At 71.0% G+C, this 22,382-nt stretch carries 24 protein-coding genes, 1 tRNA gene and 1 pseudogene; 12 read left to right on the top strand and 14 right to left on the bottom strand.

Annotation, left to right across the window (positions count from 1 at the left end):
• Positions 1–428 precede the first annotated feature (428 nt).
• Complete coding sequence (locus tag AB0M54_RS21045; protein WP_364473175.1) at positions 429–707, top strand: type II toxin-antitoxin system prevent-host-death family antitoxin; 279 nt, start codon at positions 429–431, stop codon at positions 705–707.
• Complete coding sequence (locus AB0M54_RS21040) at positions 704–1,114, top strand: type II toxin-antitoxin system VapC family toxin (RefSeq protein WP_364473173.1); 411 nt, start codon at positions 704–706, stop codon at positions 1,112–1,114. The genes AB0M54_RS21045 and AB0M54_RS21040 overlap by 4 nt, the downstream gene beginning before the upstream one ends.
• Positions 1,115–1,261: 147 nt before the next feature.
• Here the strand turns inward: AB0M54_RS21040 and AB0M54_RS21035 are convergent.
• The 4 genes from AB0M54_RS21035 to AB0M54_RS21020 form a co-directional block, all read right to left on the bottom strand.
• Positions 1,262–1,390 (bottom strand) — tRNA-OTHER (locus tag AB0M54_RS21035).
• Positions 1,391–1,453: 63 nt separating this feature from the next.
• Complete coding sequence (locus AB0M54_RS21030; RefSeq protein WP_364473171.1) at positions 1,454–1,714, bottom strand: hypothetical protein; 261 nt, start codon at positions 1,712–1,714, stop codon at positions 1,454–1,456.
• 64 nt (positions 1,715–1,778) lie between these two features.
• The gene (locus AB0M54_RS21025; protein ID WP_364473169.1) at positions 1,779–2,669 is read right to left on the bottom strand and encodes a hypothetical protein; all 891 of its coding nucleotides are present in this window, start codon (positions 2,667–2,669) and stop codon (positions 1,779–1,781) included.
• Between the two features lie 123 nt (positions 2,670–2,792).
• Positions 2,793–4,526, bottom strand: a complete 1,734-nt coding sequence (locus AB0M54_RS21020; RefSeq protein ID WP_364473167.1) for a carbohydrate-binding module family 20 domain-containing protein — start codon at positions 4,524–4,526, stop codon at positions 2,793–2,795.
• 87 nt (positions 4,527–4,613) lie between these two features.
• On the opposite strand from AB0M54_RS21020, the gene AB0M54_RS21015 reads away from it, so the two are divergent.
• Both AB0M54_RS21015 and AB0M54_RS21010 read left to right on the top strand, forming a co-directional pair.
• Positions 4,614–5,633, top strand: coding sequence for a LacI family DNA-binding transcriptional regulator (locus tag AB0M54_RS21015; RefSeq protein WP_364325818.1), 1,020 nt, complete (start codon positions 4,614–4,616; stop codon positions 5,631–5,633).
• 436 nt (positions 5,634–6,069) lie between these two features.
• Entirely contained in the window at positions 6,070–6,900 is an 831-nt protein-coding gene (locus AB0M54_RS21010; protein ID WP_364473165.1) for an NAD(P)H-binding protein, read from the top strand.
• A gap of 416 nt (positions 6,901–7,316) precedes the next feature.
• On the opposite strand, the gene AB0M54_RS21005 is transcribed toward AB0M54_RS21010, so the two are convergent.
• A complete protein-coding gene (locus tag AB0M54_RS21005) occupies positions 7,317–8,303 on the bottom strand; it encodes a chlorophyllase (RefSeq protein ID WP_364473163.1) in 987 nt (328 codons plus the stop codon).
• Between the two features lie 94 nt (positions 8,304–8,397).
• Here AB0M54_RS21005 and AB0M54_RS21000 point away from each other — a divergent pair, with 94 nt between their 5' ends.
• On the top strand, positions 8,398–9,180 hold the full coding sequence (locus tag AB0M54_RS21000; RefSeq protein WP_364473161.1) for an LLM class F420-dependent oxidoreductase: 783 nt from the start codon (positions 8,398–8,400) through the stop codon (positions 9,178–9,180).
• Here AB0M54_RS21000 and AB0M54_RS20995 read toward each other — a convergent pair.
• Together AB0M54_RS20995 and AB0M54_RS20990 are read right to left on the bottom strand one after the other, a co-directional pair.
• On the bottom strand, positions 9,177–10,649 hold the full coding sequence (locus AB0M54_RS20995) for an SLC13 family permease (RefSeq protein WP_364473159.1): 1,473 nt from the start codon (positions 10,647–10,649) through the stop codon (positions 9,177–9,179). The genes AB0M54_RS21000 and AB0M54_RS20995 overlap by 4 nt on opposite strands.
• 30 nt (positions 10,650–10,679) lie before the next feature.
• Positions 10,680–11,108: a MarR family transcriptional regulator gene (locus tag AB0M54_RS20990; protein WP_364473157.1), complete on the bottom strand. Its 429-nt coding sequence runs from the start codon at positions 11,106–11,108 to the stop codon at positions 10,680–10,682.
• 90 nt (positions 11,109–11,198) lie between these two features.
• Here AB0M54_RS20990 and AB0M54_RS20985 point away from each other — a divergent pair, with 90 nt between their 5' ends.
• From AB0M54_RS20985 to AB0M54_RS20975, 3 genes are all read left to right on the top strand, one after another.
• Positions 11,199–11,825 (top strand): NAD(P)H-dependent oxidoreductase, encoded by a 627-nt coding sequence (locus AB0M54_RS20985; RefSeq protein WP_364473156.1) that lies wholly within the window; start codon positions 11,199–11,201, stop codon positions 11,823–11,825.
• The gene (locus AB0M54_RS20980; protein WP_364325839.1) at positions 11,822–12,703 is read left to right on the top strand and encodes an amidohydrolase family protein; all 882 of its coding nucleotides are present in this window, start codon (positions 11,822–11,824) and stop codon (positions 12,701–12,703) included. Before AB0M54_RS20985 ends, AB0M54_RS20980 begins: the two co-directional genes overlap by 4 nt.
• 62 nt (positions 12,704–12,765) lie before the next feature.
• Positions 12,766–12,924, top strand: coding sequence for a hypothetical protein (locus tag AB0M54_RS20975; RefSeq protein ID WP_364325842.1), 159 nt, complete (start codon positions 12,766–12,768; stop codon positions 12,922–12,924).
• Positions 12,925–12,928: 4 nt separating this feature from the next.
• Here the strand turns inward: AB0M54_RS20975 and AB0M54_RS20970 are convergent, their stop codons facing one another.
• Positions 12,929–13,210, bottom strand: coding sequence for a SelT/SelW/SelH family protein (locus AB0M54_RS20970; RefSeq protein WP_364325845.1), 282 nt, complete (start codon positions 13,208–13,210; stop codon positions 12,929–12,931).
• A 39-nt stretch (positions 13,211–13,249) separates the two neighbouring features.
• Between AB0M54_RS20970 and AB0M54_RS20965 the strand changes: the two genes are divergently transcribed.
• Both AB0M54_RS20965 and AB0M54_RS20960 read left to right on the top strand, forming a co-directional pair.
• Positions 13,250–14,023: an SDR family NAD(P)-dependent oxidoreductase gene (locus tag AB0M54_RS20965; protein ID WP_364325848.1), complete on the top strand. Its 774-nt coding sequence runs from the start codon at positions 13,250–13,252 to the stop codon at positions 14,021–14,023.
• Positions 14,020–14,832 carry a PfkB family carbohydrate kinase gene (locus AB0M54_RS20960; protein WP_364473154.1) on the top strand — a complete coding sequence of 271 codons (813 nt, stop codon included), beginning with the start codon at positions 14,020–14,022 and terminating at the stop codon, positions 14,830–14,832. The genes AB0M54_RS20965 and AB0M54_RS20960 overlap by 4 nt, the downstream gene beginning before the upstream one ends.
• A gap of 7 nt (positions 14,833–14,839) precedes the next feature.
• On the opposite strand, the gene AB0M54_RS20955 is transcribed toward AB0M54_RS20960, so the two are convergent.
• Genes AB0M54_RS20955 through AB0M54_RS20945 form a run of 3 tightly spaced genes read right to left on the bottom strand, consistent with a single transcriptional unit; the run spans position 14,840 to position 17,452 of the window.
• Entirely contained in the window at positions 14,840–15,397 is a 558-nt protein-coding gene (locus tag AB0M54_RS20955) for an SMI1/KNR4 family protein (RefSeq protein ID WP_364325854.1), read from the bottom strand.
• A 24-nt stretch (positions 15,398–15,421) separates the two neighbouring features.
• On the bottom strand, positions 15,422–16,474 hold the full coding sequence (locus tag AB0M54_RS20950; protein WP_364473152.1) for an NAD-dependent epimerase/dehydratase family protein: 1,053 nt from the start codon (positions 16,472–16,474) through the stop codon (positions 15,422–15,424).
• 36 nt (positions 16,475–16,510) lie between these two features.
• Entirely contained in the window at positions 16,511–17,452 is a 942-nt protein-coding gene (locus AB0M54_RS20945; protein ID WP_364473150.1) for an iron-containing redox enzyme family protein, read from the bottom strand.
• Between AB0M54_RS20945 and AB0M54_RS20940 the strand changes: the two genes are divergently transcribed.
• Entirely contained in the window at positions 17,451–17,744 is a 294-nt protein-coding gene (locus tag AB0M54_RS20940; RefSeq protein ID WP_364473148.1) for a CDGSH iron-sulfur domain-containing protein, read from the top strand. The genes AB0M54_RS20945 and AB0M54_RS20940 overlap by 2 nt on opposite strands.
• A gap of 493 nt (positions 17,745–18,237) precedes the next feature.
• Here the strand turns inward: AB0M54_RS20940 and AB0M54_RS20935 are convergent, their stop codons facing one another.
• Both AB0M54_RS20935 and AB0M54_RS20930 read right to left on the bottom strand, forming a co-directional pair.
• Positions 18,238–18,675 carry a hypothetical protein gene (locus tag AB0M54_RS20935; protein ID WP_364473282.1) on the bottom strand — a complete coding sequence of 146 codons (438 nt, stop codon included), beginning with the start codon at positions 18,673–18,675 and terminating at the stop codon, positions 18,238–18,240.
• 34 nt (positions 18,676–18,709) lie between these two features.
• Positions 18,710–18,949, bottom strand: a pseudogene (locus AB0M54_RS20930) (hypothetical protein); the annotation flags it as partial.
• 336 nt (positions 18,950–19,285) lie between these two features.
• On the opposite strand from AB0M54_RS20930, the gene AB0M54_RS20925 reads away from it, so the two are divergent.
• Complete coding sequence (locus AB0M54_RS20925) at positions 19,286–20,335, top strand: hypothetical protein (protein WP_364473146.1); 1,050 nt, start codon at positions 19,286–19,288, stop codon at positions 20,333–20,335.
• A 143-nt stretch (positions 20,336–20,478) separates the two neighbouring features.
• Here the strand turns inward: AB0M54_RS20925 and htpG are convergent, their stop codons facing one another.
• Complete coding sequence (gene htpG, locus AB0M54_RS20920) at positions 20,479–22,317, bottom strand: molecular chaperone HtpG (RefSeq protein WP_364473144.1); 1,839 nt, start codon at positions 22,315–22,317, stop codon at positions 20,479–20,481.
• Positions 22,318–22,382: the final 65 nt, after the last annotated feature.

Raw genomic sequence — 22,382 nt, 5'->3', positions numbered from 1 at the left:
CTGGACGACGGTTGTCGGGATGGCTCTCAACCCATCCCAGAGATCACAGTCCCCCGCCGGAGGCATAAGTGCTTGCTTCCCGAAACCAAGTCCATCAAGCTGCCGGCCACCACCGGCGCCCCGCCCGCTTGTCCAAGTGTCGTGCCGCCTGGCCGGCTTTACCGCGGCGTTGTTGACGAAGTCCCAAGACGTCGGCGGCTGGCCGGAGGCCAGGCCCTGATCCGACGGCGCGAGCGGCCTGCGGAGCGGCCGCCTTAAAATGCAGAGAAAGTTCTCACCGGTGCCGGAGGGGCAGCACATGAGTCAAGGCGTCACCAAGTAGGCGGCGGACCAACGCTGCTGGACGCCGTCGGCTCGGTCCTGCTGGGCATATGCCCCGGGGGGCGAACGACATGGAGATGTAGAACTTTATGTTCTACACTTCTTCCATGGAGCGTATCGGCGTCCGGGATCTGAACCAGAACACCAGCCAGGTACTGGCTCGGGTGAGCGGCGGCGAGTCTCTTGAGATCACCGATCGAGGGCGGCCGATCGCCCGGCTGGTGCCCGTCGGCGACGACAGGTCGACCCTCGCCAACCTCGTCGCGGCCGGTAGGGCCACCTCCCCCACCAGCACCGGACCCGTCCCGCTCCCGCCGAAGCTCGGTGACGACGACGTTGACGTTGCCACAGCGCTTGCCGCCATGCGGGATGAGGAACGCTGGTGATCTATCTCGATTCCGCCGCTGTGGTCAAGCTGGTCCGGCAGGAAGAGCACAGCGTCGACCTGGTTTCCTGGCTCAACGCTCACCATGATGCGCCTCTGGTGTCCTCCGCACTCGTGGAGGTTGAGGTGCCCAGGGCGCTGCGACGGTCGGCTCCGCAGGCCTTGATCGGCGTGCCGGCGGCTGTGGGGCGGCTCTTTCGCATGGAGATCGACAACACAATCCGCGCCACGGCAGCCGCTTTTACGGAGCCGACGCTGCGAAGCCTCGACGCCATTCATCTTGCCACGGCCCAGGTGCTCACGAACGAGTCGGGGACGACGCTGCTCGCCTTCGTCACCTACGACCGGCGGCTGCTTGACAGCGCGAAGGCCGCCGGACTGCCCACGGCGAGCCCGGGACAGAACTGACGACATTGGTCAGGGTGCCTACGCGGCGGTCGCTCGAAGCTGATGACGAAGTCTTCAGGACGGCACCTGCGGGGCCGGCGGCGAGCCGCCGACAAAGACCCAGATAACGCGGGGCGTCCGGGGGCTCGGCCCCCGGAGCCGGCATTGTGGACCGGAGGGGATTCGAACCCCCGGTGGGGCATGGCACGCCAGCGGCCCCACACGCCGTCGAGCCACCCGCGCGTGCCGGGTCACTCTGCTCTGGGCGTTGCGATCACCCGGCTCTGCCACCGGTCCAGGGAGCAGTATGACGAGACCAGGCCGACCAGGCACGCCGCTTCGGCCCAGCGCGACGGCTTGTCAGTCGCGTCGTCGCATTGATCGGTACAGCAGCCACAGCGCGAGCGCGACCGGGGTCAGGACCGCCGCGAACAGAATGCCCGCGAACATCGCGTAGCCGTGCGGGTCGGAGGTCCATCCGATGGCGCTGAGCACCGCCAGACCGACCAGCACGACGATCAACGCGGCGGTGCAGGCGAACGCGCCGAGCGTGAGGCGTCGGAGCGCTGTCTTGAGGGCGTCCATCAGTCCGGGCCGGGAGTGCGGATGGTGCTCGTCCATAGTCTCAGGATGCAGCCCAGCAGCAGCCGTCGACAAAAGCGTCGACGGCCACCACGCGCGGGGTCTACTCGGTGAAGACCTTCACGGAGTCGGCGAGCCCGTCGTTCCGGTTGATGGCGACGAAGAAGTCGCTCCCGACGTGGGTGATGTCTTCGATCTCGTCGGTCAGGTTGTTCGACGGGATGCCGATGTCGCTCTCCACGTCGCCGCCGGACCAGTTGTACTGGTAGACCCAGTTCCAGCCGGTGGCGGGGGTCGAGTCGTTCATCGATCTGGTGTTCCAGATGTAGTTCTCGGAGCAGTCGATGCCCTGGTCGGAACGGTTGTCGTGGCTGGTCAGGTTGCTCTTCACCAGCGTCCAGCCGCTGGTCAGGGCACCGGAACCGGCGTGCGTCCACAGGTTGCCGAGGCGCCGGGCCGCGTATCGGCCGGCCCCGCCGGCCGCCGTCGCGCTGTAGCAGAGGCCGCTGATGTTGCCGGTGGACAGGTGGACCACCTCGCGGGCGCCGATGGCTCCACCGGCGCTCAGGTGCACGATTCCGACGGCGTCGCTCGGGAACGCGGACTGGCTTCCGTGGGTGGAGATCAGGGCTGGGCCCTGGCCCAGGTAGTTCGCGTTGTAGGCGAGGTCGTTGCCGTGGCCGAGCTCGGACATGGGTACCGGCGCCCCGGCACAGATCCAGCTGGCGCCGTCCCAGGCCGATCCGTCGCGCGTCCATCTGGACAGGGCCGGATCCCCGGCGCTTCCCTTGGAGAAGATGATGTAGAGCTGGCCACCCGGCCCGGCCACCATTCCTTCCAGGACCGTACGACCACCCCGGCAGGCGCTGCTGTTCGGGATGTTCAGCCGTTCCGCCCCGCTCCGGTCGGTGGCGGCGTTGGCGGGAGCCGCCGAGGCGATACCGATTCCGACGGCGAGTGCGAGCACGGACGCGGCATTGAACAGTTTCTTCACTTCGTTGTCACTCCTCGAGGGGGAAAGCGTTACCTTTGCACCCCTCCGGCCCATGGCGCTGCCCCATTCCTCCCGGTGACGATCACGCTTCAATCTCGGGGTAGCCGCCCGCGCCGCGGTCGGCTAACGCCAGGAATCGTCCCAGGCGGCGCTGCACGGGCTCACCGACGGGGTGGTCCGGGAGCGGTTCGGGTCGCTCTCCCAGACGACCGTGGACCCCTCCTTCTTGATGTACTTGTAGGCCACGGCGCGTCCGGCCGGCAACGTCGCGGTCGCGCGCCAGATCGGGTACGCCGCCGCCGACAGCGCCACCGCCTGAGCCGGGTTCCAGCTGCCCAGCTCGGGCACGTCGCCGACGACGAAGACGTTCTGGCCCCACGTCGTGGTCGCGTTGACCGCGAAGGAGACCGACGCCGTGGAGCAGCCCGTGCCGCCACCCGGACCACGGGCGCCGGTGTGCAGGGCGACCGCCGCGCCCGCCGCCACCGTGATGGTCGCCTGCCCACTGCCGTCCACTGTGTACGAGGCGCCGCCGCACGGGTTGCCGTCGACGGCCAGCACGTCGCAGTAGCCGCCCGCCGCCAGCCCGGTCGCGAAGGTGCGGGTCAGGCTCGACGAACCCCGGTTGAACGCGATGAACGCCGCGCCGCCCCGGGAGAAGGCGATCTGGTTCGACCCGTTGCTCCACCAGTTGCCGAGGCCGGCCGAGCCCGCCGACGCCCGCCACGCCACCAGGTTGGCGATCGCCCGGTGCTCGCAGACCCAGCCGCTGCCACAGGTCACCTGGCTCGTCGTCCCGTCGCCGGCCGCCGGTGGGCCCTGGTCGGCGCCGCTGAAGTCGTAGCCGGACATGACCTGCGGGACGCCGTACGGGTAGGCCAGCAGGAAGGCCTGCGCGAGGCGGTAGGTCGTGCCGTTCTTGTACGTCAGCACGCTGCGCCCGTTGCGCTGGGTGTCGTGGTTGTCGATGAACGCCACCGCGTCATCGGAGGCGAGGCGCATCCGGCCCGGCAGCCCGTCGAGCTGGGCCAGGTTGCCGTCGCGGAAGGCGGAGCTGACCACGTCGCCGTAGCGGAACTCGGTCACGTCGCCGATCCCGGCGTACTCCTCAGGGGCAGGCTCGCCCGAACCGCCCTCGATCACCTCGGAGAACACGTAGGGGTCGCCGGTCACCGCGTCGACGATCGCGGCCAGATCGCCGGCCGGCAGGTGCTTCGCCGCGTCGACCCGGAAGCCGTCCACACCGAGAGAGACGAGATCGTTGAGGTACGCGGTGAGCTTTCCGCGTACGTAAGAGCTCTCGGTCTTGAGGTCGGCCAGGTCGACCAGCTCGCAGTTCTGCACCTCCCAGCGGTCGCCGTAGTTGGCGATGTCGTCGTTGCCGTTGCGCCCGCAGTGGTGGAAGTCGTCGGTCCCGTACGGCACGGCCGGGTAGGCGTAGTGCGAGTAGGCCGAGCCGCCGCTGCCCGTACCCGTGGACGTCCCGCCCGCCGTGTGGTTGACCACCGCGTCGACGTAGATCTTCACCCCGGCCGCGTGGCAGGTGGACACCATCGAGGCGAACGCCGCCCGGTTCCCGCGCCGCGACTCGAGGCGGTAGCTGACCGGCTGATAGTCCTGCCACCAGGGCCGGCCGGCGACCAGCACGTGCTCCTGGGGCGGCGACACCTGCACGCCCCCGAAACCCTTCGGGCCGAGCACGGCGGCGCACTCGTTCGCAACCGACGCCCACGGCCACTGGAACAGGTGCACGATCACGTCCTTGGCGCCGGGCGTCGCCGGGCCGGCGCCGGCGCCGGTGGTCAGGCCCGAGGCGGCGAGCAGCGCGGCCACGGCGCACGCAATCAACTTCCGCATGCTGGGAAGCATAGACGTTCACCTATCTATTGCCACCGGGTGCCGCATGTCGGCCCCCAGGTGGAATACTTTCCGAAACTTCCAAGCGTGAGGGCGGCGCCGGTGGACGGCAGGCGGGTGACGATCGCGGCGATCGCGGCCGAGGCGGGTGTGTCCGTACCCACCGTCTCGCGGGTGTTGAACGGCCGGACGGACGTGGCCCCGGAGACCCGCGAGAAGGTCGAGCAACTGCTCAGCGAGCACGGCTACCAGCGGCGGGCGTCCCGGCAGCGGCCCGGCGGCGCGGCGCTGGTCGACCTGGTCTTCAACGACCTGGACAGCCCGTGGGCGGTCGAGCTGATCCGCGGCGTCGAAGAGGTCACCCACGCGGCCGGCGTCGGCACGGTCATCTCCGCGGTGCACCGGCGTTCCACGTCCACCCGGCAGTGGCTGCAGAACCTGCGCTCCCGCGCCTCGGACGGCGTCATCTTCGTCCTCTCCGGCCCCGGCGTCGCGCACACCGAGCTGCAGCGCCTCGGCATCCCGGTGGTGATGGTCGACCCGGCCGGCAACGCGGGCAACGACGTCCCCACGATCGGGGCCACCAACTGGGCCGGCGGCCGGTCCGCGACCGAACACCTGGCCTCGCTCGGCCACCGGCGGATCGCGCTGATCGCCGGCCCGAAGGACCTGCTGTGCAGCCGGGCCCGGCTGGACGGCTACCGGGCCGCCCTGGAGGAGGCCGGCCTCGACTACCAGGCCATCGTGCAGGGCGACTTCCAGCACCGGTCCGGCTTCGAGGGCGCGGCCGAACTGCTCGACCGGCCCGACCGCCCCACCGCGATCTTCGCCGCCAGCGACACCATGGCGCTCGGCGCGTACGAGGCGTGCCGCCTGCGCGGCCTGCGCATCCCCGACGACATCAGCATCGCCGGCTTCGACGACCTGCCCGAGTCCCGTTGGGCGTCGCCGCCGCTGACCACGGTCCGCCAGCCGCTGGCCGAGATGGGCGCCCTGGCCGCCCGCACCGCCCTGCGCCTGGCCCGCGGCGAACACATCGAGGTCCCCCGCGTCGAGCTGGTCACCGAACTCGTCGTCCGCGACAGCACCGCGCGCCCCACTAGCTGACCCGTCCCAGCCACTCGTCCAGCAGCGCCCGCTCCCCCGCGCTGAACGCGTCGAGGCCGGGCAGGGCCGCGCGCAGGGTGATCGCGGTGGCGGCCGGCCCCGGCGTACGCCCCGCCGGATCTTGGCGGCCAGCATCGCCACGCCCGCGTCGAGCGCCTCGCGCGCGGCCGGCGCGTTCGGCCGCGCGTACAACAGCCGGTAGAGCGCCGGGTTCGCCAGCCCCAGCTCGACATTCAGATCCCAGCCACTGCGCAGGTCGGCCACCGGGTCGCCGGAGGCCGGACGAGCCGCCTGTCCCGAGTGTCCTGTTCGCTCACGGGCTGTCCCGTTCGCTCACCGGGTGTCCTGTCGCTCACGGATCAACGATAACCCAGCTTGCTTCCACTGATATTTCCAGTGCTATCGTGATGATGTTTCCATCGATAAGGAGTAGGTCATGATCGTTGTCACCGGAGCGACCGGAAAGCTCGGCGGCGCCGTCGTCGAGCAGCTGCTGCAACTCGTGCCGGCCGACCAGGTCGCAGTCAGCGTGCGCGACCCCGAGCGGGTCACCGCCCTGCGCGACCGCGGGGTGCGGGTGCGGGCGGGCGACTACGCCGATCCCGCCGATTCCTTCGAGGGCGCCTCCGCCGTCCTGCTGGTGTCGGCCCCGCTGATCGGCGACAAGCAGCTGGCGGCCCACCGCAGCGCCGTCGCCGCGGCCGTCGACGCGGGCGCGAAGCGGATCTTCTACACCAGCCACATGGGCGCGAACCCGTCGTCACCGTTCCCGCCGGCCCGCGGCCACGCCGCGACCGAGGAGATGCTGGCGCGGTCCGGCGTCGCGTATACAGCCCTGCGGAACGGCTACTACGCCACCACGGTGCCGATGCTGCTGCGGCAGGCGCTCGAAACGGGCGAGCTGCGCGTCCCGGCCGACGGCCCGATCACCTGGACCACCCACGCCGACCTGGCCGCGGCCATCGCCCGCATCCTGATCGACGGCAACGTCGACGGCCCGACGCCGCCCCTGACCGGCCCCGCCGCCATCAACATGGCCGAGGTGGCGGCGATCGCCACCCGGGTCACCGGCCGCGACATCCGCCACGTGGCCGTCTCCGACGACGAATTCGCGAGCGGCCTGCCCGAGTTCGCCGCGACAATGCTCCTGGGCATGTTCGCGGCCAGCCGAGACGGCGACTTCGCCCCCGCCGACCCCACCCTGGCGTCCCTGATCGGCCGCCCCGCCACCCCCCTCGAATCCTTCTTGCGAGCCGCCCTGAACTAATACTTGAACCCGCGGCTCGCCCTCGCCCTCGCGCGGCGCACTGCAAGGCCGCGAGGGCCGCCGCGAGCGGCGTGCCGTCCGGACCCACCACCGCCACGAGCAGCATCTCCCCACGGTCGCTCCGCCGCCGACCCGGCCCTGGTCAAGGAATGGCGGGGCCGCCCGTTGGCGCTCCGCGAGGCGTTCTGCTGCCCGGCGCGAACTCGGCGGCCCGAACCCCGTCCGCCGAACCCCCCGTCCGCCGTCCGCCGTCCCCCGTCCCCCGTCCCCCGTCCCCCGTCCCCCGCCCGCCGCGAATTTGATCTTGAAATCGCGACACGCGGCCGCCACCTCCCCCACCCCTGTGGGTGGGCGAGGAAGGTAGCAGCCACTTGTGACGATGCCGAGAACTATCCACAGGCGGGGCCGCGGATCGGTCAGAGTTCCTGGTCGAGCCGGCCGACCCCGCCGACCGCGGCCGCCGCCGGCAGGCGGTTGCGGGCGTTGTTGTCGCCGTACAGGGACCACCGCCAGAACTCGGTCGTGGTGCGGGCGATGGCCTCGAACGACGAGTCCTCGATCACGTGGCCGCCGCCCTCGATCGTGAGCATCGCCCTCGACCACGGGACGGCTTCGTAGACCGTGCGGCCGGCCTCGTACTTGACCGTGTCGTCGTCGGTGCCGTGGACGAAGAGCATGGCCGAGGTCGGGCCGGTGAACGGGGTGCTGAGGAAGTCGGTGCCGGCGATGGCCAGGCCGGCCTTGAGGCGGGTGTCGCGCTGGGCGCTGAACAGGCCGATGGTGGTGATGGCGCCGCCGGAGTGGCCGGCCGCGGCGATGCGGGTGTCGTCGATGACGGCGCGCAGCGGGTCGCCGTTCTGGGCGAGCAGCTGGTCGATGACGGCGACCGCGTCGGCGGGCTGGTTGATGACGTCGTTCTCGTCGAAGGCGGGCGCCTCGTACTTGGTGTGCGGGTACGCGGCGCCGGCGACCACGAACCCGGCCTGCGCCCACCGGGACAGCAGCGCCGCGAAGTCTTCGGGGACCGAGGTGAGCCCGTGGCTGAACAGGATCAGCGGGAACTTGCCGGCGGCGGGTGCGGCGTTGTCGGTGGGGGCGGGCGAGGCCGGCGCCACGCCCGCGGCGGGGTACCAGACGCGGGTCGGCAGCGGACGGTCCGTACCCCGGGCGAAGGTGAAGTCTCGGCGGCCGACCGGGAACGCCGCCGCCGGGGCGGAGCCGGCCGGGAACTCGTAGCGGGTCACGTTCTGTGGTTCGAGGCTGGAGGACTCGTTCGACGCCATGATGTCCCCGGTCGGCGCGGACGACGAGGTGGCCGGCTTGGGGGCGGCTTCGTCGGAGGGAGAGCATGCCGACAAACCCGTGGCGGCCACGAGGCTGAATAACAGGGTTCGTCTACGCATGGTAACGATTCTGCTGGTCAAGCCTGTGCGGACCTTGAGAATCCGGCCGGGGTACGGCAGGACGAAGATCACAATCGCGCATAGGGTTTCGGACATGACGACCAGAAGCCTTCGGATCGGTGTCCAGATCAAGCCCCAGCACGCCGAGTACGCGTCCATCCGCCGAGCCGCCGCGGAGGCGGAGGACTTAGGCGTGGACATCCTCTACAACTGGGACCACTTCTTCCCTCTCAACGGCGAGCCCGAGGGCCTGCATTTCGAGTGCTGGACGATGCTCGCGGCGTGGGCCGAGCAGACCAGCCGGGCCGAGATCGGCGCGCTGGTCACGTGCAACAGCTACCGCAACCCGGAGCTGCTGGCCGACATGGCCCGGACGGTCGACCACATCAGCGACGGCCGGCTCATCCTCGGCATCGGGTCGGGCTGGTTCGAGAAGGACTATCAGGAGTACGGGTACGAGTTCGGCACCGCGGGCGGCCGGCTGGACGACCTGGGCGAGGCCCTGCCCCGCATCGAGTCCCGCTGGGGCAAGCTGAATCCGGCGCCGACCCGGAAGATCCCGGTGCTGATCGGTGGTGGCGGCGAGAAGAAGACGCTGCGCCTGGTGGCCAAGCACGCCGACGTCTGGCACACGTTCGCCGACCCGGAGAAGCTGGCGCACAAGAAGGGCGTGCTCGAGCGGCATTGTGCCGACGTCGGCCGCGACCCGTCCGAGATCGAGGTCTCGGTCGGCGTGTCCGGGGAGCCCGACGAGGTGGCGCCGGAGCTGTTGAGGCTCGGCGCCACCCAGTTCACCCTCGGGTTGTGGGGTCCCGAATTCGACGTGACGGAACTCCGTCGCTGGGTCGGGTGGCGGGATGCCCAGAACGGCTATTAGACGAAGACGCTGATGATCATCACGCAGGCGAAGCCGACCACCGAGATGATCGTCTCCATCACCGACCAGGTCTTGATGGTCTGACCGACGGTCATCCCGAAGTACTCCTTGACCAGCCAGAACCCGGCGTCGTTGACGTGCGAGAAGAACAGCGACCCGGAGCCGATGGCCAGCGCCAGCAGTGACACCTCGGGCGTGCTGAGCGTGCCGGCCAGCGGGGCGACGATGCCGGCGGCGGTGATCGTGGCGACGGTGGCGGATCCGGTGGCGATCCGGATCCCCACCGCGACCAGGAAGCCGAGCAGCAGGGCGGACATGTTCGCGTCCTTGGCGGCGTCGGCGACCACGTTGCCGACGCCGACGTCGACCAGCACCTGCTTGAAGCCACCGCCGGCGGCCACGATCAGCAGGATCCCGGCGATCGGCGGCAGCGAGCCACCGATCACCGCGGAGGTCTGGCGGCGGTCGAACCCGGCCCGGTGGCCGAGGGACCACATCGCCACGAGTACGCCGGCCAGCAGCGCCACCACGGGTTCGCCGGCGACGGTCAGCGCGTCGCGCAGCCCGTTCCCGTCCGGCAGGGTCAGCTCGCCGATGGCCCGCAGCAGCATCAGCACGATCGGCAGCAGCACGGTCAGCACGGCCGGCCAGAAGCCGGGGTTCCGGGTCGGCTTCGGCTTGTCGTCGTCCCGCTCGACCGGCTCGGCGGTCGCGTCGGCCGACACCGCGGCGCCCGATTCGGTGGCGACGGCGTCGGGACGGTCAGCGCCGGAAGACGAGCCGGAAGAAGGAACGCCGGCCAGCGCGGGCAGGGGCACGTGCACCCGCTTGCTGATGAAGTTGCCGAAGATCGGGCCGGCCACCAGCACCGTCGGGATGGCGCAGATCAGCCCGAAGGCCAGGGTCAGGCCCAGGTTGGCGTTCAGGCTGGAGATCGCGACCAGCGGCCCGGGGTGCGGCGGCACCAGCCCGTGCAGCACGGACAGGCCGGCCAGGGCCGGGATGCCGATCTGGAGCAGCGGCACGGTGGTCCGGCGGGCCACCAGCAGCACGATCGGCACCAGCAGCACAACCCCGACCTCGAAGAACAGGGGCAGGCCGATCAGCGCCGCGACGGCCGCCATGGCCCAGGGCAGCGCGCCGCCGGACACCCGGTCGACGATCCGTTTGACGATGCCGTCGGCGCCGCCGGAGTCGGCCAGCAGCGCGCCGATCATCGAGCCGAGCGCGATCAGCAGACCGACGTTCCCGGCGGTGGTGCCGGTGCCGGTGGTGAACGACTTGACCACGGCCTCGGGGCCCGCGCCGGCCACGATGCCGAGGGTCGCCGCGCCGAGCACCAGGGCCAGGAACGGATGCCACTTGGCCCAGGCGATGAGAAGGATGACGACCGCGATGCCGAGCACCGCGGCCAGGACCAGTTGAGTGCCACCGGCGTCGGTGATCGCCTCGGCTGCGTAGACCTGCATGCGGCGGCCGTACCCCGGCCGAGCCTGGGCTCAAACGCGAAGAGCGGCCAGAACGCGCTCCAATCCGGCGGCCACGGCCGATGCGTCGGCGCCGAGGTGGTCGGTGAAGTGCCGCTTGATCCCGGCCAGGTAGACCGGGGCGGCGCCGCGGAGCCGCTTGCGCCCGGCGTCGGTGATCATCGCGTACGCCGAACGCTTGTCGTCGGGGTTGACCTCGCGCACGACCAGCCCCTCGGCGGCCAGCTGGTCGACCACCCGGCTGACCCGTGACCGGCTGACCACGGCGACCTGCCCGAGCTCGCCCATGCTGAGCCGGCGGCCGGGTGCGGAATTCAGTTCGAGGAGTACGTCGTACGAGGTCAGCGGCAGCCCGCAGGCGCTCTGGAGTTCGCGGTCGAGCAGCGGCACGAGGGTGGCGTGCACGCGCAGCAGGCCGGCCCAGGCGGCGGTGTCGTCCATCACCCGAGCCTACCGCTTCTTGTGCGTGCGCACGCAACCGGGTAACAATGTGCGTGCGCACGCAAATCACAGCGTCGAAGGAGATCCACGATGTCCAAGCTCCTGCACGTCTCCGCCTCACCCCGTGGCCCGCGTTCCGAGTCGCTGGCCATCGCCGGCACGTTCATCGAAACGTTCGGTGCGGCCAACCCGGCCGTACCGGTCGAGACCTTCGACCTCTGGGACGGCTCGCTGCCCGCCTTCGGGCCGGACGCGGCCGCCGCCAAGATGGCCGTCTTCGCCGGTCAGGAGCCCACCGGTGACGGCTGGGCCCGCGCCGTCGAGACGTTCCAGCGCTTCGACGACGCCGATCTCTACCTGTTCAGCGTGCCGATGTGGAACCACGGCGTGCCGTACATCCTGAAGCAGTTCATCGATGTGGTCAGCCAGCCCGGCCTGGTCTTCGGGTTCGACCCGGCGGCCGGCTACACGGGTCTGCTGACCGGCAAGCGGGCCGCGGTGATCTACACCAGCGCCGTGTACGGGCCGGGGCTGCCGCCGTCGTTCGGCGCCGACTTCCAGGCGACGTACCTCACCGACTGGCTCCGCTGGGCCGGCGTCACCGACATCAGCGAGATCCACTTCCGCCCCAACCTGGTCACCGCCGACGCCGCGGCGGCCCGGGAGTCCGCCCACGCCGACGCGCGCGAGGCCGCCAAGCGCATGATCGGTGGGTGACCGACGACGATGTCCCCGCGTTCTGGCGCGGGCTCGGCCTCCCCGGGCTGGCCGACGTACACACCCATTTCCTGCCCGAGCGGATGTTGCGCAAGGTGTGGGCGCAGTTCGACGCGGCCGGCCCGTTGATCGGCCGGCCGTGGCCGATCCGCTACCGCGGCTCCGACGCCGAGCGAACCGCGACTCTCCGGCGGCTGGGCGTGCGGTCCTTCTCCGCCCTCGGGTACGCCCACAAGCCCGCGATGTCGGCCTGGCTGAACGACTGGACGCTCGCCTTCGCGGCCGAGGTCCCCGAGTGCCTGCCGAGCGCGACATTTTTCCCCGAGGACACCGCCGCCGAGGTGGTCCGCTCGGCCCTCGGCCGCGGCGCCCGCATCTTCAAGCTGCACCTGCAGGTCGGCGGCTTCGACCCGCGCGACCCGGCGCTGGACGAGGCCTGGGGCCTGCTGGCGTCGGCCGGCACGCCGATCGTCGTCCACGCCGGCTCGGGCCCCGTGCCGAACCGCTTCACCGGCCCCGGCCCGATCGGCGAGGTCCTGACCCGGCACCCGTCGCTGGCACTGATCATCGCGCACCTGGGCGCCCCCGAGTACGCCGAGTTCCTCGACCTCACGTCCCGGTTCCCGAACGTCCGCCTGGACACCACGATGGCGCTGACCGACTTCTGGGAGGAGCTGGCCCCGTTCCCCCGGGCACGCCTCCCCCAGCTTCGTGACCTCGGGCTCGGCGGCCGGATCCTGCTCGGCAGCGACTTCCCCACCATCCCCTACCCGTACGCACACCAGCTCGAGGCCCTGGCCCGCCTCGACCTCGGCGACGACTGGCTGCGGGCGGTCTGCTGGGGCAACGCTGCCGATTTGTTCGGTTTGCCCCGCTGAATCCCCGGACTCGCCACGCCGAAGTCCCACGCCCGCTGGCGGCCGCATGCCACGATCACCACATGAAGAAGATTCTGGGCTGGGTGGCCATCATCCTGCTCATCTTCTACATCGGGACCAACCCGGGCCCCGCGGCCGACATCGCCCAGAGTCTCGGCGACGGGGTGGCCAACGTGTTCCGCAACATCGGCACGTTCTTCTCCGAGCTGGCCCGCAACTGACGGGCTACTCCGCCTTCCGGTCGGAGTGACCAAGATCCCGGTCCGGCGCGACCCGGTCCCGCACCAGCCGCTTGAGTTCGGCCAGCTCCGGGAAACCGCTCTCCTGACGTGACCAGATCGTCTCGCCGTCGAGCCGGATCTCGAACACCCCGCCGATCCCCGGCACCAGCGCCACCTCGCCCAGATCCTTCGGGAACGTCGTCAACAACTCCTGCGCGGTCCAGGCGGCCCGCATCAACCACCGGCACTGCGTGCAGTACTCGATCTCCAACCGGGGGGTCCGCATCGCCGCATCGTTTCATGGCCGCTGGGTAGGCTCGCGGGCATGGCGCGGATCTTTGTCACCGGTTCGGCGGACGGGCTCGGGCTGGGTCTCGGCCGGCGGTTGCTCGCCGAGGGTCATGAGGTCGTCCTGCACGCGCGCAACGAGCAGCGGGCCGACGACATCCGGGCCGCCGCGCCCGAGGTGGCCGCGGTGGTCGTCGGCGACCTGGCCACCACGGCCGCGACGCTCGAGGTGGCGACCCAGGCCGAGCGGGCCGGGCCGTACGACGCGATCGTGCACAACGCCGGCATCGGCTACACGGCACGGCGGCGCGAGGAGACCGCGGACGGGCTCGAGAAACACTTCGCGGTGAACGTACTCGCGCCCTATCTGTTGACCTGCCTGATCTCCCGCCCCGGCCGGCTGGTCTACCTCAGCTCGGGCATGCACCAGGGCGGGCGGGCCACGCTCGACGACCCGCAGTGGACGTCGCGGCGGTGGAGCGGGAGCGGCGCCTACAGCGACACCAAGCTGTGGGACGTGGTGCTGGCCTTCGCGGTGGCGCGACACTGGCCCGGCGTGCTGGCCAACGCCGTCGACCCGGGCTGGATCGCGACCCGGATGGGCGGCGCCGGCGCGCCCGGCAAGCTCGACGAGGGCACCCGCACGCAGGCCTGGCTGGCGGTGAGTGACGACCCGTCGGCCAAGGTGACCGGCCGTTACTTCTACAACATGCGCGAGGAGCGACCGGCCGCCGCGACGATGCGTGCCGAGTTGCAGGACGCGCTGCTCGACTACTGCGCCGGCCTGACCGGAACCCTGCTGCCCCGGTGAGAATCACCTGCGTCGGGCTGTCCACCGTGGACCTGGTGCACCGCGTGCCCCGGATCCCCGGCCCCGACGAGAAGGCGCAGGCCACCTCGGTCACGGTCGCGGCGGGCGGCCCGGCCCTGAACGCCGCGGTGACGGCGGCCGTGCTGGGCGCCGAGGTCACCCTGGTCACCGCGATCGGCGCCCACCCGCTGGGCGATCTGATCAAGCAAGACCTCGACGGGTACGGAGTGAGCCTGCTCGACGCCGCCGCTTCCTCGACCGAGCCACCGCCCCTGTCGGCCGTGACCGTGGAGGAGGGCACCGGCCGGCGCAGCATCGTCAGCCGTAACGCCGGCGCGCTCACCCTGAGCATGCCCCCGTGCGACCTGTCCGGCGTGGTCCTGGTCGACGGTCACCATCCGGTGCTGGCCCGCGCGGCCGCCGCCGGTGCCGGCACCCTGGTCGTGGACGCCGGCCACTGGCGACCCGTCTTCGCCGAGGTACTTCCCCACGCCGACGTGGTGGCCGCGTCGGCCGGCTTCCACCTGCCCGGCGGCGGCCCGCTGCGGTCGGTGGCCCCGCACGTCGCGGTCACCGACGGCCCCGCGCCCGTGCGCTGGTGGTCAGGAACCGAATCCGGCGAACGCCCCGTCCCCACCGTCGACGCGGCCGACACCGCCGGCGCGGGCGATGCCTTCCATGGCGCCCTGGCCGTGGCGATCGCCCGGGCCACCGGCTTCCTTGACGCCCTCGACGAGGCCATCCGGGTGGCCGCGATCCGGGTCCAGCATCCCGGCCCCCGTTCCTGGCTGACCGATCCCCGCCTCTGAACGATGATCACCAGGCGGCGCCGGCGTCCCAGGGCGTGAACACCGCCTCCTGCACCAGATCGTCGTCCCCGCCCAGCACCGGGAACTCGGACACCGGCCGGCCGCCGCGCGCCCAGTCCAGCAGCGTGTCGACCAGCCCGCCGGGCAACGGAAAGTCCCAGTGCTCCCGGCTCACCAGCAGCAGCGGCCACTCGTCCGGCGGCCCGGTCATGACCCAGCCCAGCGTGCCGGCGTTGGCGTCGTTCGCGAACGGCAGGAACCCGCCCGGCTCGGGCCAGACCTGCATCGGCGTCGCGCCGGCGTCGATCACGAGTTCCTGTTGGTAGACGTAGCCTTTGGCGAAGTTCCGCGCGCGGTTGAGGAACCGGTTGATCCGCAGGGGTGTGTAGAAGTACAGAAAGTGCAGCCAGGACCCGCCGCCGTAGCGCTTCATCAGGGCGACGTACTCCGCGGGCAGCGCCGTGCCGAGTTCTTCGACCAACCCGTCCCAGCTTCCGTCGCCAAGATAGGGGGTCGCGGGCGGCGCCACCACAGTGGTCAGCTCGGTAAAGGAAGACTCGTTCACGCGCGGGATTCTGACACGGATCGATCAGTACGGGTTGCCCGTCCCCGGGAGCCGCCCGCGCAGCAGGCCGCGGGGACGGCCGGCCAGTTCCGGGTCGCCGGACATCGGCGGGGTGTCGTCGTGGGCCCGCTCGGCGAACCCCGCGATGAACTCGCGCAGCGTCGACCCGGCGTCGTGGACCGGGGCCCAGCCCAGCTCACGGGCGATGCGGTCGCACGACATCAGCGGCGCCTTCAGCCCCATCACCACCCAGCCCGCGTCGACCGGTTGCAGCCGCAGCCGCCACGTCAGGTCGGCCGCCGCCCGCAGGGCCACGCCGGGCACGGGCACGCGTACCCCTCGGAACATCCGCGCCGCGAGCCGGGTGTCGAGCACCGGGGCCGCGGCGACGTTGAACGGCCCCCGAACATCGGCGAGCAGGGCTTTCGCGTACGCGTCGGCGACGTCATCGGCGTGCACCGCCTGGACCCGCAGGTCAGGGTGACCGGGCAGCAGCGGGATCCGCTGCGCCCGCAGCAGGCCCACGGGCAGCAGCGGCCCGGCGAAGTAGCGCGCGATCTCGGTGCCGGCCGTGCGCTGGAAGATCAGCCCCGGGCGCAGCCGGACGATCCGCAGCCCGGACTGCTCCCGCTCGACGTCGTCCAGCAGCTTCTCGACCAGCGCCTTGTGGGTGCTGTAGGACGACTCGACGATGCCGGTGGCCGGCCAGTCCTCGGTGACGTACGCGTCCTTCGGACCGGGTGCGTAGGCGCCGACCGACGACGCGACGATCAGCGACCGTACGCCCGCCGCCAGCGCCGCCGCGACCACGTTGCGGGTGCCGAGCACGTTGGTCCGGAAGAGCTGCCGCCGGTCGTGGCTGGGCTGGATCTGCCAGGCCAGCTGCACCACCGCGTCGGCGCCGGCGAAGACACCGGCCAGATCACCGTCGCCGATGTCGCGCGAGTGCCACTCGACCGTGGGGGCGGCGGGCACCCGGCGCGACACCCCGACGACCTCGACGCCCGGTTCCCGCGCGAGCCGCCGCAGCAACGCCGTCCCCGCGTTGCCGGACGCGCCGACGACTACGACCCGCATCGCCACGCCTCCGGCCTCATTGCCACGCCTCCGGCCTCATCGCCACGCCTCCAACAGGGCGCCGGCCCAGCGGTTGTCCAGGGCCAGCGCGCAGCGGGCGCCGAACAGCACGTCGCCGGCCCGCTCCGGCTCGGCCGCCGCGAAGCTTCCGCACAGGTCGTGCGCGGCGATCTGCTCGTGCACCGCGTCGGCCTCCACGTGCTCGTCGTAGAAGGCGATCGCGGCGGCGTCACCGCCGAGGCGGCGCAGGCCGTTGCCGTAGTTGCGGTTGGGCGCGGTCGAGGTCATCTCGTACGCGGCCAGGTGCCCGACCAGGGCCCCGCGCCGCTTCCGGTGCATTCCGAACAGCGACATCACGTTGTTGTTGGCCAGTGTCGGGGCGCCCGCCAGGTCGACGTACGCGCCGTAGGTGAGGTCGAGCCCGAACCAGCTCATCGTCTGCTTGAACAGCTCCTGGTGCATGCGCGGGGCGACGCCGCCGCCGTACTCGTCGATCTGGATCTCGATCAGGGCCGCCTTGGGCTTGCCGGCCAGCCGCGGGATCGCCCAGGTGTGCGGATCGGCCTCACGCAGGTGGTAGACCGACCGGAGCTGGACGAACTCCCGGAACTGGTCGTGGGTGGCCCGGCCGCGCAGATACTTGGACAGCGGCGGCCCGTCGTCGGACTCGGTGAGCTCGATCAGCCGCTGCGGCACCTCGGCCGGGTCGACCGGCTCCGGGGGCCCCACCAGCGCGTACAGGTCGCTCTCGAACCGCGCCTCCAGCGTGGCGCGCGCCCCGAGCAGCCCTGGGTCCCACTCCCAGGTGTCGTCCACCCCGTCCCAGCCGCGGTAGGCCAGCTCGTAGCAGACGAACAACGCGAGCTGCAGGTCGTCGTCGTCGTCCGGCTCGAGCTGACGCGGCAGCCCGGCCACCCGCCCCGCGAGCAGATCGATCACCGCCGCGGAGGCGGCGCCACGCGGTCCCGGAAGCTTCATGCCGGTTTGGCTGCCCGAGGATCTTCCAGATAAACGTACGTTTCAACCATTGCGCTCAGGCAATCCCGCCGTCATGGCCTCAACCATCACTCCCTACGAGGACGGCCCGCTGATCATCCGCGGCGACTTCACCCTGCAAACCCCCGACGGCACCGTCATCGACGCCGGCCGCCCCACCGTGGCCCTGTGCCGCTGCGGAAGATCAGCGATCAAACCCTTCTGCGACGGTACGCACAAAGCAGCCGGCTTCCGAGCCTCGGCGAACCGCGAGACCGCCCCCAGATCCGACTAGCCCGTCCGTCCAGAGCGGCATGTCCCCCACCAGTTCCCCGAAGTCCCCCACGCCCGCACGCATCCCAGCGCAACGTGGGTCACTCAACTGGCGGCGGCCCGGGCGTCCTGCTCCTTCGCAACTCCGCGATCGCCTCGGCGACGTCGCTCGACATGCTCGGGCGCGGGCGGGCGGTGCGGGTTGAGCCCCTGCAGCGTCGCGTAGTCGAACGCGTCGACCAGCAGGCTGAGGGCCGACAGTTGCCTGCTCGCGTCGGGCAGCCCGTCGAGCGCGGTCGACAGGATGTGATTTCGCTTCTGGACCAGGCCGAGGTCGAGCCGGCCGCCATGATTCGGGTCGGACGCCCAGCGGTCGAGCTGTCCCCGCGCTCATCAGCGAGCTGACCGGCGTCTATCCGGTGATAGGCCACGAGCACGCGCTCCAGGCCGTCCAGCACCAGGAGCCACGGCCGGGACCGCAGTTCGCTGAGCACCAGGTGGGGCCCACTGCCAGGTCAGCATGCTCTTGCCGGTGCCGCCGATCGCCTCGAACAGCAGGATCGCGTGCGGCTGGGCCGGGCCCGCCCAGTCGTCGAGCGCCTCCAGCTGGCCTGCCCGACGAACGAGTGCGAGCCCAGGTAGCGCGGGTTGGCGTAGAGCGCCGGCGGTTGCTCTCGGGCAGGGCCGCGGCGGCGGCGCGCCACCGGAACCATCGTGGCGCGCGGGTTCTGCCGGTCGGCGTCGCGCATGGCCAGGCACAGCTCGCCACCGGCCGGTTCGGCATGGCCCACGAAGTAGAGGAGCAGCATCCCCTGCCGCCCGACCAGCTGCCCGGCGTCGGCGACGGTGGCCAGCACGGTGGCCCGGTCGGGGTCGAGCAGCTCGATCAGGCGCATCGGCCGCGACAGGCCCCACACCTTGTCGTCGGCCAGCTCGGACGCCAGCCGCCGCACGTTCTCGCGCGCCGCCGGGCAGATCGGTCCGGGTGAGCCGCAACCGCACCGGCTTCCCGCGTCTGTTCCGCAGGAACTCGTACAACGCGTTGGCGACCAGCCCCAGCCCGACGTTGGTCCCGATCAGCTCCAGGATCTCCTGCGCGCCCAGCTCACCCGGGCGGACGGCGGGCTGTCCCCGCACGATCGACGCATCGTCCAGGCGCGGGTCCTGCCGGAGGAACGCCTCCAGCTCACCCTCGTCATCATCGACACACTCGAGCTCGATCCGCACGCGTCCTCCACATCGGAGCCGATGGAACCCACCGAGGCTTCGGGCCGACGCCACCAGCGTCAATCCCGCGACGTGCCAATCACCCGCACGGGGTTTGCGCGCAACCGCTCACGCACGTCGCGCGGAGGGTGGCCGCGGAAGCGAAGCGTGCGGCCGCCCGGACGGGCCCTCGGCGGGAGCAGCGGTCTGTACCACCCACCCCGCTACGACATCCCGCTCTTGATCCTGATCTACATCTCCATGGCTTGTTGAACGAGGCGGAGGCGGTGGTTGTCCCTCCCGTCCCGGACCCGAGGTGTGTCCGGGCAGGAACGCCGACCGGCTTGAACGGAATCTGTGGCCGACGTTGTTGTCGGGGTGAGCCACCAACTTCTCGACACCCGGCGGGCCCTGCTCGTCGGCAGCATCCCGGGCACCGACGCCGCCGACGCGATGCGGCTGGCCGTTGACCGGCTCGGTCCGGACCTGGACTTCATGCCGGACGGCGAGACCGGCGAGCGCCGCGACTGGATCAAGAGCATGCTCGACGGCTTCCGCGAGCATCCGCGGTTCGAGACGGTCCGGGACGGCGACTGGTCGGACTACGACACGACCCCGCGGTTCCGGGTACGGCCGGGTGAGCGGCTCTACGGCGCCGCCCTGGACCTGGGGATCGTGGCCGCGGCGCGCGCGTCGCTGCCGGTGTTCCGGGAGCTCCGGCCGGCCGCGACGTTCCAGGTGGGCATCCCCGGGGCGCTCGACCTGGCGATGTTCACGTTCGGGCCGGCCGGGATGATGCGGCACGTCCGGGTGTTCGCCGAGGCGCTGTCGCTGACCATGCACGAGCTGCACGCGCTGGCCGGCGGCGAGGTGCTGTTCCAGATCGAGATCCCGGCCGAGATGATCCTGCTGGCCCGGTCACCCCGCCCCGCGCGGAAGGCGCTGGCCCGGCTGCTCGCCGACCGCGTGGCGGCCCTGGCGCTGGGCGCTCCGGCGGGCGCCCGCTTCGGCGTGCACCTGTGCCTGGGCGACCTGAACCACCGGGCCCTCGGGCGCCTGGGCGACGCCGGACCGCTGGTGCAGCTGGCCAACGCGCTGGCGGCACGCTGGCCGTCGACCCGGCCACTGCACTATGTGCACGCCCCGCTCGCGGCGGCCGTGGCACCGCCGGTGGACGATCCGGCCTTCTACCGGCCGCTGTCCGGCCTCCGGCTGGGCGGCGCCCGGTTCGTGGCCGGCTATGCCCACGAGCGGCAGGACCTGGCCACCCAGTTGCGGATCCGGGGTTACGTCGAGGACGCGGTCGGCGGTGCCACCGACGTGTCCACGAGCTGCGGGCTGGGTCGTCGCAACCGGGCCGACGCGATCGCGGCCATGGACCGGATCAGGGAACTGACCCGCTCCTGACCGGAGAACGCGAAGTAGGTGAGCGCAACCGCTCACGCACGTCGCGCGGAGGGCGGCCGCGGAAGCGGAGCGTGCGGCCGCCCGGACGGGCCCTCGGCGGGAGCGGCGGTCTGTACCCACCGCCCCGCCACGACATCGATTGTCTACAGGGTCTTCGAGAGGCGGTCGGCGAGCAGTTTCGCGAAGCGGGCCGGGTCGTCGAGGTCGCCGCCCTCGGCCAGCAGCGCGGTGCCGTAGAGGAGCTCGGCCGTCTCGGTCAGCGCGGCGTCCTCGGGGCGGCTCTCGTGGGCGGTGCGCAGGCCGGTGACCAGCGGGTGGGCCGGGTTGAGCTCGAGGATGCGCTTGACGTGCGGCACCTCCTGGCCCATCGCGCGGTACATCTTCTCCAGCGTGGGCGTGATGTCGTCGGTGTCGCTGACCAGGCAGGCGGCCGACGTGGTCAGACGGTGGGACAGGCGTACCTCCTTGACCTGCTCCTCCAGCGCGCCCTTGAGGAAGCCCAGCAGCGGGTCGAAGCCTTCGGTGGGGGGTTCCTCGGCCTTGGCCGGAAGATCGACATTGCCGCGGGCGATCGACTGGAACTTCTTCTCGTCGTAGGAAGGGACCGCCTCGACCCAGATCTCGTCGACCGGGTCGGTGAGCAGCAGCACCTCGTAGCCCTGGGCCTGGAACGCCTCCATGTGCGGGGAGTTCTCGACCTGGCTGCGCGACTCGCCGGTCAGGAAGTAGATCTCCTCCTGGCCTTCCTTCATCCGCGCCACGTAATCAGCCAACGTCGTGGGGTCGGCGCCATGCGTCGACGAGAACGACGCGACGTCGAGGATGGCGCGGTGGTTGTCGGGCTCGGCGAGCAGGCCCTCCTTGATGGCCCGGCCGAACTCGCGCCACAGCGTCGCGTACTTCTCCGGCTGCGAGGCCTGCAGGTCCTTGATCGTGGACAGCACCTTCTTGACCAGCCGGCGGCGGATCATCTGGATGTGCCGGTCCTGCTGGAGGATCTCCCGCGAGATGTTCAGCGACAGGTCGGCCGCGTCCACCACGCCCTTGACGAAGCGCAGGTAGTCGGGCATCAGCTCACGGCTGTCGTCCATGATGAAGACGCGCTTCACGTAGAGCTGGAGGCCGCGCTGCCCGTCCCGCTGGAACAGGTCGTGCGGGGCGCGCGACGGGATGAAGAGCAACGCCTCGTACTCGAACGTGCCCTCGGCCTTCATGTTGATGATCTCGAGCGGGTCGGTCCAGTCGTGGCTGATGTGCCGGTAGAACTCGTGGTACTCCTCGTCCTTCACGTCGGATCGAGGCCGCGCCCAGAGCGCCTTCATCGAGTTGATCGGCTCGTCGCCGTCGCCGAACCGGATCGGGAACGCGATGAAGTCGGAGAACTTCTTGACGATCCCCTTGATCTTCCACTCGTCGGCGTAGTCGAAGAGCGCGTCCTCCTCGTCGGCCGGCCGCAGGTGCACGGTCACCGAGGTGCCGGCCGGCGCGTCCGCGACCTCCTCGATCGTGTACGTCCCTTCACCCCCCGACTCCCACCGCGTGCCCGGGTCGTCCGTGCCGGCCTTGCGCGACACCAGCGTCACCCGGTCGGCGACCATGAACGTCGAGTAGAACCCCACCCCGAACTGCCCGATCAGCTCCTTGGCGTCCCCCGACTCCTTGAGCTGCCGCAACATCTCGGCGGTCCCCGACTTGGCGATGGTCCCGATCAGCGACACCACCTCGTCCCGCGTCATCCCGATCCCGTTGTCGGCCACGGTCAACGTCCGCGCCTCTTTGTCCACGGTGATCCGGATGTGCAGATCCGAGGTGTCCGCCTCGACCCCGTCCCGCAACGTGGCCAGCCGCAGCTTGTCCAGCGCATCCGACGAGTTCGAGATGAGCTCCCGCAGGAAGATGTCCTTGTTCGAATAGATCGAGTGGACCATCAACTGCAGCAACTGCCGCGCCTCGGCCTGAAACTCCAGTGTCTCCGCGCTCATTACGTCCCGCTCTCCATGGTTCGCTTCGCCTACCCGCCGATGTTATAAGGCCGCCCCGAAGATCA

This window comes from Actinoplanes sp. NPDC051470 (genome assembly GCF_040682035.1).
Lineage (GTDB): Bacteria > Actinomycetota > Actinomycetes > Mycobacteriales > Micromonosporaceae > Actinoplanes.
This window is presented reverse-complemented; position numbering and strand designations above follow the sequence as displayed.

Bases quoted from the DNA above. Each gene is read 5' to 3' on its own strand.
- AB0M54_RS20975 (WP_364325842.1), top strand. From the start codon at position 12,766: ATGAAGAAGATTCTGGGCTGGGTGGCCATCATCCTGCTCATCTTCTAC.
- AB0M54_RS21005 (WP_364473163.1), bottom strand. From the start codon at position 8,303: ATGCGTAGACGAACCCTGTTATTCAGCCTCGTGGCCGCCACGGGTTTG.
- AB0M54_RS21010 (WP_364473165.1), top strand. From the start codon at position 6,070: ATGATCGTTGTCACCGGAGCGACCGGAAAGCTCGGCGGCGCCGTCGTC.
- AB0M54_RS20995 (WP_364473159.1), bottom strand. From the start codon at position 10,649: ATGCAGGTCTACGCAGCCGAGGCGATCACCGACGCCGGTGGCACTCAA.
- AB0M54_RS20970 (WP_364325845.1), bottom strand. From the start codon at position 13,210: ATGCGGACCCCCCGGTTGGAGATCGAGTACTGCACGCAGTGCCGGTGG.
- AB0M54_RS20990 (WP_364473157.1), bottom strand. From the start codon at position 11,108: ATGGACGACACCGCCGCCTGGGCCGGCCTGCTGCGCGTGCACGCCACC.
- AB0M54_RS20965 (WP_364325848.1), top strand. From the start codon at position 13,250: ATGGCGCGGATCTTTGTCACCGGTTCGGCGGACGGGCTCGGGCTGGGT.
- AB0M54_RS21045 (WP_364473175.1), top strand. From the start codon at position 429: ATGGAGCGTATCGGCGTCCGGGATCTGAACCAGAACACCAGCCAGGTA.
- AB0M54_RS20985 (WP_364473156.1), top strand. From the start codon at position 11,199: ATGTCCAAGCTCCTGCACGTCTCCGCCTCACCCCGTGGCCCGCGTTCC.
- AB0M54_RS20950 (WP_364473152.1), bottom strand. From the start codon at position 16,474: ATGCGGGTCGTAGTCGTCGGCGCGTCCGGCAACGCGGGGACGGCGTTG.
- AB0M54_RS20945 (WP_364473150.1), bottom strand. From the start codon at position 17,452: ATGAAGCTTCCGGGACCGCGTGGCGCCGCCTCCGCGGCGGTGATCGAT.
- AB0M54_RS21000 (WP_364473161.1), top strand. From the start codon at position 8,398: ATGACGACCAGAAGCCTTCGGATCGGTGTCCAGATCAAGCCCCAGCAC.
- AB0M54_RS21020 (WP_364473167.1), bottom strand. From the start codon at position 4,526: ATGCGGAAGTTGATTGCGTGCGCCGTGGCCGCGCTGCTCGCCGCCTCG.
- htpG (WP_364473144.1), bottom strand. From the start codon at position 22,317: ATGAGCGCGGAGACACTGGAGTTTCAGGCCGAGGCGCGGCAGTTGCTG.
- AB0M54_RS20940 (WP_364473148.1), top strand. From the start codon at position 17,451: ATGCCGGTTTGGCTGCCCGAGGATCTTCCAGATAAACGTACGTTTCAA.
- AB0M54_RS21030 (WP_364473171.1), bottom strand. From the start codon at position 1,714: ATGGACGAGCACCATCCGCACTCCCGGCCCGGACTGATGGACGCCCTC.